This window comes from Pseudomonas graminis (genome assembly GCF_013201545.1).
In the GTDB taxonomy this organism is placed as follows: Bacteria; Pseudomonadota; Gammaproteobacteria; order Pseudomonadales; family Pseudomonadaceae; genus Aquipseudomonas.
Genome location: NZ_CP053746.1, coordinates 3,080,173 through 3,094,197 on the forward strand (window position 1 = coordinate 3,080,173; position 14,025 = coordinate 3,094,197).

Annotated in this window: 16 protein-coding genes; 9 read left to right on the forward strand and 7 right to left on the reverse strand. The window is 61.5% G+C overall.

From position 1 onward, the window contains the following. The first annotated feature begins 160 nt into the window (after positions 1–160). The 3 genes from FX982_RS13785 to FX982_RS13795 all read left to right on the forward strand — a co-directional run bounded on the left by FX982_RS13785 (position 161) and on the right by FX982_RS13795 (position 3,683). Positions 161–2,446 carry a FimV/HubP family polar landmark protein gene (locus FX982_RS13785; RefSeq protein WP_254074793.1) on the forward strand — a complete coding sequence of 762 codons (2,286 nt, stop codon included), beginning with the start codon at positions 161–163 and terminating at the stop codon, positions 2,444–2,446. Between the two features lie 3 nt (positions 2,447–2,449). Then, positions 2,450–2,746: a SelT/SelW/SelH family protein gene (locus FX982_RS13790; RefSeq protein ID WP_172611205.1), complete on the forward strand. Its 297-nt coding sequence runs from the start codon at positions 2,450–2,452 to the stop codon at positions 2,744–2,746. A 118-nt stretch (positions 2,747–2,864) separates the two neighbouring features. Further along, positions 2,865–3,683 (forward strand): UDP-2,3-diacylglucosamine diphosphatase, encoded by an 819-nt coding sequence (locus tag FX982_RS13795; protein ID WP_172611206.1) that lies wholly within the window; start codon positions 2,865–2,867, stop codon positions 3,681–3,683. 67 nt (positions 3,684–3,750) lie between these two features. Here FX982_RS13795 and FX982_RS13800 read toward each other — a convergent pair whose 3' ends face one another. Both FX982_RS13800 and FX982_RS13805 read right to left on the reverse strand, forming a co-directional pair. Next, positions 3,751–4,062: a DUF962 domain-containing protein gene (locus FX982_RS13800; RefSeq protein WP_172611208.1), complete on the reverse strand. Its 312-nt coding sequence runs from the start codon at positions 4,060–4,062 to the stop codon at positions 3,751–3,753. A gap of 108 nt (positions 4,063–4,170) precedes the next feature. Continuing rightward, the gene (locus FX982_RS13805; protein WP_172613055.1) at positions 4,171–5,625 is read right to left on the reverse strand and encodes a TrkH family potassium uptake protein; all 1,455 of its coding nucleotides are present in this window, start codon (positions 5,623–5,625) and stop codon (positions 4,171–4,173) included. Between the two features lie 174 nt (positions 5,626–5,799). Here FX982_RS13805 and FX982_RS13810 point away from each other — a divergent pair, with 174 nt between their 5' ends. Then, on the forward strand, positions 5,800–6,360 hold the full coding sequence (locus FX982_RS13810) for an NAD(P)H nitroreductase (protein WP_172611209.1): 561 nt from the start codon (positions 5,800–5,802) through the stop codon (positions 6,358–6,360). A gap of 136 nt (positions 6,361–6,496) precedes the next feature. Here FX982_RS13810 and FX982_RS13815 read toward each other — a convergent pair whose 3' ends face one another. The 5 genes from FX982_RS13815 to FX982_RS13835 form a co-directional block, all read right to left on the reverse strand. Then, the gene (locus FX982_RS13815) at positions 6,497–7,837 is read right to left on the reverse strand and encodes a sensor histidine kinase (RefSeq protein WP_172611210.1); all 1,341 of its coding nucleotides are present in this window, start codon (positions 7,835–7,837) and stop codon (positions 6,497–6,499) included. Positions 7,838–7,930: 93 nt separating this feature from the next. Next, positions 7,931–8,374: a Spy/CpxP family protein refolding chaperone gene (locus FX982_RS13820; RefSeq protein WP_172611211.1), complete on the reverse strand. Its 444-nt coding sequence runs from the start codon at positions 8,372–8,374 to the stop codon at positions 7,931–7,933. A 257-nt stretch (positions 8,375–8,631) separates the two neighbouring features. Then, the gene (locus tag FX982_RS13825) at positions 8,632–9,309 is read right to left on the reverse strand and encodes a response regulator transcription factor (protein WP_122537529.1); all 678 of its coding nucleotides are present in this window, start codon (positions 9,307–9,309) and stop codon (positions 8,632–8,634) included. A 272-nt stretch (positions 9,310–9,581) separates the two neighbouring features. After that, the gene (locus FX982_RS13830) at positions 9,582–9,881 is read right to left on the reverse strand and encodes a YciI family protein (RefSeq protein WP_122537530.1); all 300 of its coding nucleotides are present in this window, start codon (positions 9,879–9,881) and stop codon (positions 9,582–9,584) included. Between the two features lies 1 nt (position 9,882). Beyond that, complete coding sequence (locus FX982_RS13835) at positions 9,883–10,491, reverse strand: septation protein A (RefSeq protein ID WP_172611213.1); 609 nt, start codon at positions 10,489–10,491, stop codon at positions 9,883–9,885. 65 nt (positions 10,492–10,556) lie between these two features. Here FX982_RS13835 and FX982_RS13840 point away from each other — a divergent pair, with 65 nt between their 5' ends. From FX982_RS13840 to FX982_RS13860, 5 genes are all read left to right on the forward strand, one after another. Next, entirely contained in the window at positions 10,557–11,417 is an 861-nt protein-coding gene (locus tag FX982_RS13840) for a PHP domain-containing protein (protein ID WP_122537532.1), read from the forward strand. A 13-nt stretch (positions 11,418–11,430) separates the two neighbouring features. Next, on the forward strand, positions 11,431–12,063 hold the full coding sequence (locus tag FX982_RS13845) for an L-threonylcarbamoyladenylate synthase (RefSeq protein WP_108121457.1): 633 nt from the start codon (positions 11,431–11,433) through the stop codon (positions 12,061–12,063). Between the two features lie 140 nt (positions 12,064–12,203). Then, positions 12,204–12,902, forward strand: a complete 699-nt coding sequence (locus tag FX982_RS13850; protein ID WP_172613056.1) for a segregation and condensation protein A — start codon at positions 12,204–12,206, stop codon at positions 12,900–12,902. Positions 12,903–12,919: 17 nt separating this feature from the next. After that, positions 12,920–13,711: an SMC-Scp complex subunit ScpB gene (gene scpB, locus FX982_RS13855; RefSeq protein WP_172611214.1), complete on the forward strand. Its 792-nt coding sequence runs from the start codon at positions 12,920–12,922 to the stop codon at positions 13,709–13,711. Positions 13,712–13,764: 53 nt separating this feature from the next. Next, positions 13,765–13,953, forward strand: coding sequence for a DUF1289 domain-containing protein (locus FX982_RS13860; RefSeq protein ID WP_163022138.1), 189 nt, complete (start codon positions 13,765–13,767; stop codon positions 13,951–13,953). The last annotated feature ends 72 nt before the right edge of the window (positions 13,954–14,025 follow it).

Sequence of the window (14,025 nt, forward strand, 5' to 3'; positions counted from 1 at the left end):
TACATTGATGCGGGCGAAACATCCTGTTCTATTTGCACCCATACTGATGCTGCCCGGATGACGTGTCCGGGCGTACCGAATGTGCAGGGACGCCTGCCTCGTCTTCAAAAGGGTTCGCATGCTGAAGAGTTTTCAGGCCGGTAGTCGTCGTGAAGGGGGGGTGCCCCTTCGCGTTCAGTCAGGTCTTCGTTCGGGTTTGCTGGCCATCGGGCTTGCCTCCGCCGCGCTGCTGCACAGCTCCGTGGCGGCTGCGCTGGGGCTGGGCGAGATCAGCCTGCATTCCGCCCTCGGGCAACCCTTCAACGCCGATATCGAACTGATTGAAGCGGGCGGGCTGAGTCCTGAAGAAATCGTCGTCGGGCTCGCGCCGCCCGAGGCTTTTGCCAAGGCTGGCGTGGAGCGCGTCTTTTTTCTCAACGACCTGCGCTTCACCCCGGTGATCCGTGGCAGCCGCAGTGTTATTCACATCGAATCGCACAAGGCGGTCACCGAGCCGTATCTGAATTTCCTTGTCAGGCTGGTACGGCCAAACGGGGACCAGCTGCATGAATACACCGTGTTGCTTGACCCGCCGACGTCGCCGACAGGGTTAGCCGCGACGCGCAGCCGTACTCAATCGCCGGCGGCTGGTGCAAAGAATGATGAGTCGCGTCTGCCGGTCGCGCCGCCCCAGGCTCGACAGGGCAAGCATTACACGGTTGTGTCCGGCGACACGCTGGCGGGTATTGCCCGCCAGGTGCAGGCGCCGGGCAGCAAGACCTCTTCTGCCGAGTTGATAAAAGGTGTGGTGGCGCTCAATCCGCAAGCGTTTGCCAATGGCGAGCGCAGCCAGTTGAAGGTCGGGCAGAGCCTGTTGCTGCCGGACAACGCCGTTGAACCGAAGACTGCCCGTGCACCTGCCGCTGCGGGTAGTACCACGTCGGCAGCGGCCTCTCCCGCAGCGACCGAGAACGTCGGCGAACAGCTGGCGGCGACGGCGCTTGAAAACCAGCAGTTGAGCAAGACGCTGGATGACCTCAAGCAGCAAGTCCAGACGTCCACGGTCGAGGAGGCCGACAAGGACAAGCAGATCATCGAACTGCAGACACAACTCGCCGAACTCAAGGCCCAATCGGCCAAGCCTGCGCCAGTTGCTTCCGCCCCCTCTGCAGTGGCGACGACCCCAGTTGACCCGGCAGCTGCAACGCCAGCCGCACCCGCTCCGGTAGCCACTCCTTTACAAGCGCCGGTGCCGGTTGCCGCCGAAGACGACGACTTCCCCTGGACGACGGTCCTGGCAGCTTTGTTGGTGATAATGCTGCTCCTCGCGCTGGTCTGGTCGGTGCGCCGCAACCGGATCAAAAATCAGCTGGCCCTCGAACCTGTGCCCATGGAACCGGTGGTGAGATCTGCCGCCACGGTCACGCCAGTCTTCGAGGTGCCGGCGGTCACCCCTGCGCGTTCGGCCTCTTCAGCGCCTGCCGGCCAGCGCCTGGCCGGTGCCGCCACCGATGCGCTGGATGGCGCGAGCATTTACATTGCCTACGGTCGCTTCGCCGAAGCCCTGGCCATTCTGCGCGATGCGCTGGACAAACAGCCCGAACGTACCGATGTACGCCTGCGCATCCTCGAACTGCTCGGCGAACAGGGCGACGTGGAAGCGTATGACGAGGAAGAGCGCGTTCTGCTGAGCCAGGGCGTCGACGCACAGAAGCTCCAGGACATCCGCAATCGTTATCCGAAACTGAAACCCGAGCCTGTTGCGCCCGAAGCGCCGTCCGCGCCGGTCGCGTCGCCTGCCATGACCTCGGCGGCAGCCCCTGTAGCTGCGCTGGGTGCTGCGGCAATGCTGGCTGGTCAAACAGCCTCGGCCAGTCAAGCATCAGAAGACCGGGCGGAGCTCAGCCTCACGGAGCCCGCCCGGTTGGACGAAAATGCGGCCGCGTCGCTGAACCCGGTTGACCCTGCGGACGATTTTCAACTCAACCTCGACGACCTTTCCATGGACGCCGACTGGGAGCTGGTCGATCCGTTCGATAGCACGCCCGCGCCCCGCACACCCGTCCCGGCACCTGAAGCTGAACCTGAACTGGACACCTCGTTCTCGTCCGACCTCACCCAACTGCCCGAGGTCTTCGAGATGCCGGAAGAGCAGTTCCTCAGCGATTTTGCCGAAGAGGAAACGCCCCCGGAAATGGACGTGCAGTTCGAGCCGGGCCCGGCAGCCATCGTGCAGAGCAACAGCGACTTACTGGATGACGCTTTTCTTGACAGTTTCATGATCGAGGAGGGCGGCTTTGATCTGCTGAGCCTGGACGAAGAGCCGCTGAGCAAGATCAACGAGGCGCAGGTGCTGATTGACGAGGGCAACATCGACGAGGCCCGTCGCTTGTTGCAGGAAGTGATCGACGGTTCCGACGATGGCCCGCAGCAAACGGCCCGTGACCTGCTGGCAGGGTTGGGCTGATCAATGTCAGCCAAGCCTGAAATCACCATCACCTACTGCACACAATGCCATTGGCTGTTGCGTGCCGCCTGGCTGGCTCAAGAACTGCTAAGCACCTTCGCCGACGATCTCGGCAAGGTGTCGCTGAGCCCGGGCACCGGCGGTGTGTTCCGCATTACTTGCAATGACGTGCAGATCTGGGAGCGCAAGGCCGACGGCGGGTTTCCCGAGGCCAAGATTCTCAAGCAGCGTGTGCGTGATCAAATCGATCCGGACCGGGACCTCGGACACAACGATCGTCACGCCGGCCTGGACACCTGACTACGTCGGGCGTAGCCAAGTGTTAATCGATATGTCATGTCATCAAAGCTAAACACAGTCGTCATGTTCATATCACTGACCACGTCCACGCTTGGGAAAACCAAAGTGGAGGTGGTCCATGAGCATTGCCGAGAACGCGAAACCCAGCCGCAAACAACGTGTCCGGACCTTGTGGATCTCTGACGTGCATCTGGGAACCCGGGACTGCCAGGCCGAACACCTCTCCGCATTTCTCAAGCAATACCATGCCGACAAGGTGTACCTGGTCGGCGACATCATCGACGGCTGGAAGATGCGTGGCGGCATGTACTGGCCCCAGGCGCACACCAACGTCATCCGCCGCCTGCTGACCATGAGCAAGCGCGGGACAGAAGTCATCTATGTCACCGGCAACCACGACGAATTTCTGCGCCGCTATTCAAAACTCATTCTGGGCAACATCCAGCTGGTTGATGAGGCCGTGCACCTCACCGCCGATGGTCGTCGTCTGCTGGTGATCCACGGTGACCAGTTCGACGTCATCACCCGCTATCACCGCTGGCTCGCCTTCCTTGGCGACTCGGCCTACGAATTCACCCTGACCCTCAATCGCTGGCTCAACCACTGGCGCGCCAAATACGGCTACGGCTATTGGTCGCTGTCGGCGTACCTGAAACACAAGGTCAAGACTGCGGTGAATTTCATCAGCGACTTCGAGGAAGCCATCGCCCACGAGTGCGTCAAGCGCGGGCTCGATGGCGTGGTGTGCGGACACATTCACCACGCCGAAATCCGTGAGGTGGGCGGCGTGGAGTACCTCAACTGCGGCGACTGGGTGGAGTCCTGCACGGCCTTGATCGAGCACTGGGATGGCACGATCGAGCTGTTCCGCCTGGCCGATGCCCACGTCAAGGTTAAAAGCCCGCAAGCCCCGGAGCCGGTGGGCGAGACGGTCTGAGCGCCGGCAGCTTTTTGCTCAAGCGGCGCGGCAGCAAGGCGTCATGAGCGACGCCGATAACGGGGGGTCAAAACGGCACTTTGCCCCTGAGCATGTCCTTGTACATGACGAAATCGCCGAGCAGGCTGTAGAACGGATGCTTGAACGTGGCCGGACGGTTCTTTTCGAAAAAGAAGTGGCCGACCCAGGCAAACGCGTAACCCGCCAACGGCAAGACCCACAATAACGTCCAGTTTGCGCTGAGCACGGCGAATGCCAGGATCAGGATGACCAGGCTGGTGCCGATGAAATGCAAACGACGGCAGGTGCTGTCGCGGTGTTCATGCAGGTAATACGGATAGAAATCTGCAAACCGGTCGAAAGTCTTCAGGGTTTCCACAAGGTTTTGCTCTGCGGCCAAGGTGTTGGCTGAGCTTAGTCGAGCCCCCGCCGCCCTGGGTGAAATTTCTAACGCCGCCGCCAGGGATGTTGCCCGGCCTGCAGTGTTCTAGTGACGCCAGAACGCCGGGATGCACAGCACCAGCACCGTGATGATCTCCAGCCGCCCGAGCAGCATGCCCAGGGACAGAATCCACTTGGCGGCGTCCGGCAGCGTCGAGAAATTACCCGCCGGCCCGATAGTTTCACCGAGCCCTGGCCCTACGCCCGACACGGTACTGGCGGCGCCCGTCAGCGCGGTCATCCAGTCCAGCCCCAGCAGCGACAGCATCAGCGCGATCAGGCAGATGGTGAAGGTGAAGAAAAACGAGAAGGTCAGAATCGAGCGCACGATCTCGTCATCCAGCCGGTGCCCGTTGTATTTCTGCTTGATCACCGCGCGCGGGTGAATCAGTTGGTGCAGGTTGGCGCGCAGCAAAATGTACGCGACCTGAAAGCGGAAGACTTTCACCCCGCCCGCCGTCGACCCCGAACATCCGCCGATGAACCCCAGATAGAAGAACAGCATCAGCGCGAAGTTGCCCCACAGGCTGTAATCCCCCAGCGCAAAGCCGGTGGTGGTCACCACCGAGGTCACGTTCAGCGCGACATGACGCAACGCGTCGTACCACGGCAGATCGGTCGTCGCCCAGTACCAGGCTCCCATCACCAGCCACGTGACCAGCAGCAGGACGAGGAAACCCTGCACCTGCTGATCCTTGAGCAGAGCGCCGCGATTGCCCCGCAGTGTCGCCACGTACAGGGTGAACGGCAGGGCGCCGAGGATCATCACGACGATCGCCACCCAATGGACGGCGGGTTGTGGCCATTTCGCCAGTGACTGGTCAGAGGTGGAGAACCCTCCCGTCGATATCGCCGACATCGCGTGATTGATGGCGTCGAACAGGCTCATGCCGGCCCACCAGAATGCGAGCGTGCCGAGCACGGTAATGCCGAGGTAAACCAGGACGATGAACTTGGCGACCATGTGGGAACGCGGCATGACTTTTTCGGAACGGTCCGACGACTCGGTCTGGAACAGGCGCATGCCGCCGATGCGCAACAGCGGCAGAATCGCCACCGCCATGCCGATGAAGCCGATGCCGCCGAGCCAGTGCAGCAACGAACGCCAGATGAGGATGCCGGGGGACATGGTGTCCAGGCCGCTGAGCACGGTGGAACCCGTCGCGGTGATGCCGGACATGCTTTCGAAGAAGGAGTCGGTGTAGCTGATGTGTTGGGTCAGCAAAAACGGCAGCGCCGCGAAGATGCACACAATGACCCAACTGCTGACCGTCAGCAGGTACATGTCGCGCGGGCGCAGTTGCACATGCTCTGGCCGGCCCTGGCCCACCAATGCCAGCCCGGACACGAAGGTGATCAGGCTCGACCACAGAAACGACGGCATGTCGGCGGTGCGGTGGAAGATCATCAAGGTGATCATCGGCACCACCATGGCGATGGCCAGGGTAATCAGGAAGATGCCGATAATGAAACCGATGATGCGGAGGGTCGGCAACGCCATGCAGTCGCTCTGATCAGGAAGTAAGAGGGCGGCCATTCTACTCGCGAGCCCGTTGGTGTAAACCGAGGCATTTCCGAGAGTGTTGTAAGTAATTGCCCGGGTTAATCGTTATTGAAGTTCAAGACTGCACCGAGGGCACTACAATGGCCCGTCATTTTTCCTGGAGACGACTTAATGGAAGCGCTCGACGTATTGCTTAATCGCGTGTCCGTGCCCCGCTTGATCGAACCCGCCCCGGACGCCGAGCAGCGCGAGATCCTCTTTGGCGCCGCCCTGCGCGCGCCTGACCACGGCGTGTTGCGGCCTTATCGCTTTTTGACCGTCGAAGGCGATGCCCGTCATCGCATGGGCGAATTGCTGGCCCAGGCGTTGATCGACAAAGGCGGCGACGTCGACGCCAAAGCGCTGGACAAGGCCCGTAACGGCCCGCTTCGCGCACCGTTGGTGGTCGTGGTCATCGCCAGGCTGACCGATCACTTCAAGGTGCCGAAAAAGGAACAAGTGATCACCGCAGGATGTGCCGCCCACGGAATCCTGCTGGCTGCCTACGCGATGGGTATCGGCGCGGTCTGGCGCTCGGGGGATTTGTCGTACTCTCGCCACGTCGCCGAAGGGTTGGGTCTGACAGGCGAAGAAGAAGTCGTCGGCTTTCTCTACCTGGGCACGCCCCAAAACCCGCCGCGTGAACCCGCGAAGCCGGAGGTGGCTGATTTTGTGAGCGCGTGGGAAGGGTGATGTAACCGTTATAGCCGGCCCCGATTTGTAGGACCGGCTTTAGCCGGGAAGGCGTTCTACGTTACGCTGCAAGATGGATGGCGCCTACACTGGCCTCTTCCCGGCTGAAGCCGGTCCTACTAACCACCGCACCCCTTCAGCGGGGCTGCGTAGCGATCAGCTCGCGCGGCACGACGATGCTGGCCACGAACCCGCCCTGCGGGTGATTGCCCAGCACCAGGGTTCCGCCGTGCTTCTCGGCGGCGCGTTTGGCGATCGCCAGACCCAGCCCGTAACCTGGTGCGGTCTGGTTCGGCGCGCGATAGAAGGGCTCGCCCAACTGCGCCAGATGCTCCGGGTTGGCGCCGGGACCATGATCCCGCACGCTAAGGCGCAGTTCATCCCCCTCAATGCTCGCGCTCAACTCGATCGGCTGACCTGCCGGATTGAAACGCAGCGCGTTGCGCAGCAGATTATCCAGCGCCCGTTCCAGCACGCTCGGCCAGCCCTGCAACTGCACGCCTGGCTCCACCGACACCGAAACCGTCTGTTCGCCGATGCCCATCTCCGTCTCGGCCTGCAGATGGTGCAACAGCCCTGACAGATCCACCGCCGTGGCGCTGCCCATGTCGGCGTCCAGTCGTGCCAGCGCCAGAATCTCGCTGATCAACTCTTCCAGCCGGTCGCACTCGCGCGTCAGGCGCGGCCACAGCTTGTCTCGCTCGACCGGTTCGGCACGTTCGGCCAGCGCCAGGGCAATCCGCAGCCGGGCCAGGGGAGAGCGCAGTTCATGGGAAACGTCACGCAGCAACTGCCGCTGGCTGCTGATCTGACTCTGCAGCCGGGCGCCCATGCGGTTGAAGTCATTTGCCAGCACGCCGAATTCATCCCGTCGATTAGCCAGTTGCGCCAGGCTGTTTTGCTGGTAGGTGGTCTGGCCGAGATCATGCACCGCGCCGCGCAGACGGCTTAACGGGCGGGTAATCGACAGCGTCACCATCAGGCTGAACAACGTCAGCACCACCAGCGCGATACCCAGCGCACTCAGCGGCCAGACCAGACTGTCGCGGTGCCACGCGTCCAGCTCCGGGTGGGGGATACGGTAAATCAGCAGGTAGGTTTCACCGGTTTTTTCGCTGGTGTATTCGCTGGTCAGGCGCCGCCACGGCAATGGGCGTGTGTCGTCTTTCTGCCGCTCTTCAAAAGCCGCCGCGCGGGGCGGGAAGGTGCCGGGGATCACCGCTTCGCCGCTGTCGTTCAGCACCTGAACGTCGATGTGGTATTTGCGCTTGAGGTCTTGCAGATAGTCCTGGGCAGATTTCTCACCTTGGCCTTCGTACAGCTCGACCCATTTCTGCGGCAAGTTATGCAGACCGGGATGACGACTGAGAATCCAGGCGTCCTGATTGAGCACATGGCCCATCAGAATCGACAGGCCCGCCACCAACGCGATGGCCAGCCAGAAGCTCGCCAGGATTCTCCAGAACAATGAACGCACGTGCTGCCCTCAACCCGGTTCGTCAAACAGAAAACCCGACACGCCGGGAAGCGTGTCGGGTTGGGGGAAGTGTAATGCCGCGCCAGCAGGCAGTTACTGGGTTTTTTGCGCTTTCTGCGCTTTCCAGGCTTCGAACTCGGCGCGGTCCGCGCGGCGCTGGGCTTCGTCTTTCTGGACCTGGTCGAAGGTCTTCTGTTGCTCCGGCGTCAGCAGGGCGCGGATGTCGGACTGCGTTTTAGCACGGGCGGCGTCCTGTTCATCCTTCATCGCCTTCTGGTCGGCAGCCGACAGCTTGGCCAGGTACTTCTGGGTGATCTCGTTGCGGCCGTGCCATTGAGCGCCCATCAGCCTGTCGACTTGCTGACGTTGTTCCGGGGTCAGGTTCAGCTTGTCCATCGGGCCTTTACGGTGATGCATGCCGGGGCCATCGAAGCCTGGGCCGCCAGGGCCACCCATCGGGCCGCCTTCCGGAGGCATGGCCATTGCGACGGTAGGCAGGGCTGCGGCGAACATCAAAGCCATCAAAGTCTTGCGCATGGTGAATCTCCTTGTCTCGATTTCGGCTCTGTGCCGGTTGAGGCCAGTTTAGGGAGATCAAGGTCAAGCGAGGTCAGGCGTCGGTAAAGCTTGGGTAAAGGGGGCGCGCTGGCGTGTTGACGTAGTGTGCCTGCTACCGAGTGCGCGCCCAGCTGTAAGCGGCAAGCCACAAGCTTCAAGCCAGAAGCGGTCCGGCGTCGCTGCCGATGCTGTCGCTTTTACTTGCAGCTTGAAGCTTGCCACTATCAGCTGCCTCGCTAGAGGCTGTAATAATACCCACGGCTGCGCAGGGCCACGATGCGCGGGCGGCCGTCGGCGTGAGGACCGATCTTCTTGCGCAGGTTGCTGACGTGCATATCAAGGCTGCGGTCGTAGAGGGTAAGCTTGCGACCCAGGGCCAGTTGCGCCAGCTCCTGCTTTTCCAGCGGCTCGCCGGGCTGACCAAGCAAGGCTTCAAGAAGGCGCGCTTCGGAAACGGTGAGGGTGAATTCCTGCTCGTCAATCGTGACCACACCGCGCGCCGGACTGAAGCACAGGTCACCCAGCTCGATCTGGGACGACACCGCCGTGGGGTGGCTGCGGCGCAACACGGCACGCAGACGTGCGGTCAGTTCGCGTGGGTCGCAGGGCTTGGCCAAGTAATCGTCGGCGCCCAGCTCCAGACCGAGGATACGGTCCAGCGGTTCGCCGCGCGCCGAGAGCATCAGCACGGGGAGGTCTGGGTGATCGGTGCGCAATTGTTTGAGCAGTTCCAGACCGCTGCCGTCGGGGAGCATCACGTCCAGCACCACCGCAGCGGGTGCAAATTCAGCGAGCGCCTTGCGCGCGCTCTGGCCATCGTGGCAGGCGCGCACGGCGAACCCTTCCTGACTCAACCAACTGCTCAGAAGCTCACAGAGCTCCTGGTCATCATCAATAAGTAACAGCTCGCTCATGACTCACTCAATTTAGCCAGTGCCGACGACGTCTACGCCAGCCGCTGGCAAAGATACCGCACTGGAGGGCCACCCTTGCTGCGTGACCCCTCGCGACAAACCATTATTGTTCGATCAACACCCACAAGGCATGACCGCCCGTGCCTCTTTGAGCCGCAGTTAAAGCCTTTGGTTCTAGCAACGTATCGGCAGGGCGGTGCGAAGGGTGAGCTTTAGCGTGCGGGTTGAAGGCGGCCCGACTCGTGAAAAAAGCCGGGTGCTCGACTGACGTATCAGGGAAGGACTTGCTTGAAGGGTTTGACGACCACGCCAGCGTAGACACCCGCTGCGACGTAGGGATCAGCATCGGCCCAGGCTTGGGCGTCCTTGAGCGACTCGAATTCGGCGACGATCAGGCTGCCGGTAAACCCTGCCGTGCCCGGGTCGATACTGTCTATCGCAGGCATCGGGCCCGCAAGGACGATGCGGCCCTCGGCTTTCATTGCGTTCAAACGCTCCAGATGCGCAGGGCGTGCGGCCAGGCGTTTTTCCAGCGAGTTGGCGACGTCGGTTGCCACGATTGCGTAGAGCATGTCAGTCCTCTCTTTTTTTGTTTGAAGGCTGGGTGGACGGGTCGGCGTCATGGATATGGCGGGCGAGGAAGATGCCCTGGCCGACCAGGAACAGCAGGGTCATCCCCAGGCTGCCGAACACCTTGAAGTCGACCCAGAATTCTTGATAGGTAAACGCCACATAGAGATTGGCCGCGCCGCAGAACAGGAAGAACACGATCCAGGCGATGTTCAGCTTGGTCCAGACCGCCTGCGGCAGGGTCAGCGCGTGACCCATGATGCGTTGAATCAACAGACGGTCGCCAATGAAGTGACTGCCGGCGAAGATCAGCGCGAAGACCCAATTGACGACTGGTGCTTTCCACTTCAGGAAGGTTTCGCTGTGGAAGGCCAGGGTCAGGCTACCGAAGACCAGACAGGCAATCAGCGTCAGCCACTGACTTTTTTCCAGTTTGCCCTGACGGACATAAAGGACGCCGTAGACCACTAGGGAACTGGCGATCAGCATCGCGGTGGCGCTGTAAATCCCGCCTACCATGAAGCTGTGGCCAAGGACATCGACGGCTTGCGGGCTGATTTTGTAAACGATGAAGAACAGGATGAGCGGGATGAAGTCGATGAATTGTTTCACAGTAAGAGCCAGAAGCTGGATGTGACGGCATAATAACAAACATCAATGACTGCGAAAGCGCCCCTATGAACGTCGATCTGCACTGCCACAGTACCGCTTCCGATGGCGCCCTTGCGCCCGCGGTACTTGTCGCGCGTGCCCACGAGCACGGCGTCAAAGTCCTCGCGCTGACCGATCACGACACCCTTGAAGGCCTGGCCGAGGCCCGTGCTGCGGCGCTTGCGCTGGGTATGCAGCTGATTGATGGCATCGAATTGTCCTGCACTTGGGGTGGTGCCACCATTCACGTACTGGGCTACGGATTCGACGTAGATGCCCCGCAATTGCGTGAGGCCATCGAGCAGTTGCATACGGGTCGCTGGTTGCGGGCCGAAGAAATAAGCCGAAAGTTGGCGATGAAAGGTATGCCCGGCGCGCTCGAAGGTGCGCGCGCGGTGCAGCAGGCGCTGGGCGACAGCGGCAATGCGCCGGCCCGACCGCATTTTGCCGACTTTCTGGTCAATCAGGGTTTCGTCAAAGATCGCGCCGAAGCGTTCCGCAAATGGCTTGGTGCGGGCAAACTGGGCGACGTCAAGCAACACTGGCCGACCCTTGAGGAAACGGTGGCGACCCTGCGCGCCGCCGGGGCCTGGATCAGCCTTGCGCACCCTTCGCATTACGATTTCACTCGCAGCAAGCGTCGCAAGCTGGTCGCCGACTTCATCCAGGCCGGCGGCCACGCAATAGAAGTGGTCAACGGCCTGCAGCCTGCCGATCAGGTCGGCAGTCTGGCGATTCTGGCCCGTGAGTTCGGTCTGCTGGTCAGTGCCGGCAGTGATTTTCATGCCCCAGGCGCATGGTCTGAAATCGGCGTTTATCGCCCATTGCCCGAAGACCTGCCGCCCCTTTGGTGTCGGTTCAAACATGACCAGCCTACTGCCGTCTGAACAGGAAATTACCGTGAGTCAATTTTTCCAGGTCCACCCGGAGAATCCGCAAGCGCGCCTGATCAAGCAGGCCGTGGAAATCATCCGGGCGGGCGGTCTGGTGGTGTATCCCACCGATTCGTCCTACGCATTGGGTTGCCAGATGGGCGACAAGACGGCCGTCGAACGCATCCGTCGCCTGCGTCAACTCGATGACAAACACAATTTCACGCTGATGTGCAGCGACCTGTCCCAACTGGGGTTGTTCGCCAAGGTCGACACGGCGGCGTTCCGCGTGCTCAAGGCGCATACGCCGGGGCCGTACACCTTCATCCTCGGCGCCACCCGTGACGTGCCGCGTCTGGTCCTGCACCCCAAGCGTCGGACCATCGGCCTGCGCGTGCCGGGTCATCCCATCGCCCAGGCGCTGCTGCAGGAACTGGGCGAGCCGCTGATGAGCGTGAGCCTGATCATGCCCGGCGAGACCATTCCGATGAGTGACCCTTACGAGATGCGCGGGATCCTCGAGCATCAGGTGGACCTGATCATCGACGCAGGCGAGGGCGGCATTTCGGCTTCGACCGTTGTCAACCTGACCGATGGCGAGCCGCAGGTGGTGCGCGTGGGTTGCGGCGATCCGACGCCGTTCGGGGTCGAAGTCGAGTGACCGAGGCGCAAACGCCGGATGTTCAGACCGACGCTCACATCGACCCGCAGGCCAACGCCCAGCAGGAGCTGCCGTTTGCCATGGTCTACGGTCAGGCCGTCACACAGATGCCGGTCGACCTGTACATCCCGCCGGATGCGCTGGAAGTGTTCCTCGAAGCCTTCGAAGGCCCGCTGGACCTCCTGCTTTACCTGATTCGCAAACAGAACATCAACATCCTCGACATCCCGGTGGCGGAAATCACCCGTCAGTACATGGGTTACGTCGAGCTGATGAAAACCGTGCGCCTGGAGCTCGCCGCCGAGTACCTGGTCATGGCGGCCATGCTCGCCGAGATCAAATCGCGCATGTTGTTGCCCCGCTCGGAAATGGCCGAAGAGGAAGAGGGCGACCCCCGCGCCGAACTGATCCGCCGCTTGCAGCAATATGAGCGGTTCAAGGCGGCGGCAGAAAGCATCGATCAGCTGTCTCGCGTGGGCCGTGACGTACTGGTGCCCAGGCTGGAGGCCCCCGAAGCGCGGGTGCGCAAGTTGTTGCCGGATGTCGCCCTCGAAGAGCTGTTGATGTCGATGGCCGACGTGCTGCGTCGTGGCGACATGTTTGAAAGCCACCAGGTCAGCCGCGAAGCACTGTCCACCCGCGAGCGCATGAGCGATGTGCTGGAGCGCTTGAAAGGCGCGGGTTTCGTGCCCTTCGCCGAGCTATTCACGGCAGAAGAGGGGCGGCTGGGTGTGGTGGTGACGTTTATGGCTGTGCTGGAACTGGTCAAGGAGCAACTGGTGGAGCTGGTGCAAAACGAAGCCTTCGCCGTCATTCATGTGCGGGCGCGAGCCGAATAAAGAGCAAGAACTGATCAATGAACCTGAATGAACCCCGCGATCTGGCGCCGTTGCTCGAAGCGTTTCTGCTCGCCTCCGGAAAACCGCAATCCCTGGAGCGCCTCTATGAGCTGTTCGAAGAGGGCGAGCGGCCCGAACCGCCGGTGTTCAAAAAGGCGCTGACGTTACTGGGCAAGTCCTGCGACAACCGCGCCTTTGAACTGAAAGAAGTCGCCACCGGCTATCGCTTGCAGATCCGCGAGAAGTTCGCGCCCTGGGTCGGGCGTCTGTGGGAAGAACGGCCCCAGCGTTATTCACGGGCCCTGCTGGAAACCATGGCGCTTATCGCCTATCGCCAGCCGATCACCCGGGGCGAGATCGAGGACGTGCGCGGCGTCGCGGTCAATACCAACATCGTCAAGACCCTGATGGAGCGCGAGTGGATCAGGATCGTCGGTTACCGCGACGTGCCCGGCAAGCCTGCGATGTTCGCCACCACCAAAGCCTTTCTTGATCATTTCAACCTGAAGAACCTCGACGAACTGCCGCCGCTGGCCGACTTGCGCGAGATGGAAACCGAGCCGGTGCTGGAATTCGACGACGCGCCAGTGCCTGCGCATTTGCAGGCGTTGGCCGATGCCAGCCTGGAAGTTGATCCCGACGCAGAGCCTGAAACCCCTCGGGATGAGACCAGTTTCCGCAGCCTGCTGGCCGAGTTGGATACCATGGAGCAGGGCCTGAAAATCGACTTCGACGATTTATTGCTCGATGAGGCCGATAAAGAGTCTGAATTGGAAGAACCGCCGCAGGACGATGAAGATCCGCGGTGACGATGGCTGCGGCGGAAATGTCCGCAGCCCCAATTCCTCACTCAGGCGAACCCATGAGCACCAAGAATCCCTGCATCAGCCTCTGCAAGTTCGACGAAGAGATTTGCCTCGGCTGCGGTCGTAGCAAGCGCGAGATCAAATCCTGGAAGAAGATGGAAAAGGACGAAAAGCGCTCGGTGCTCGCCGAATCGGCCCTTCGGCTGATCAAGCTCAAGGGCGCCAGTCGGCGGAAAAAGAAGTGAGCCTGATTTTTTCACCTAGTCTTTGATGCGCAACGCGCGTCAGGCGCGTATGATTCGCGACCTTTTGGCGAT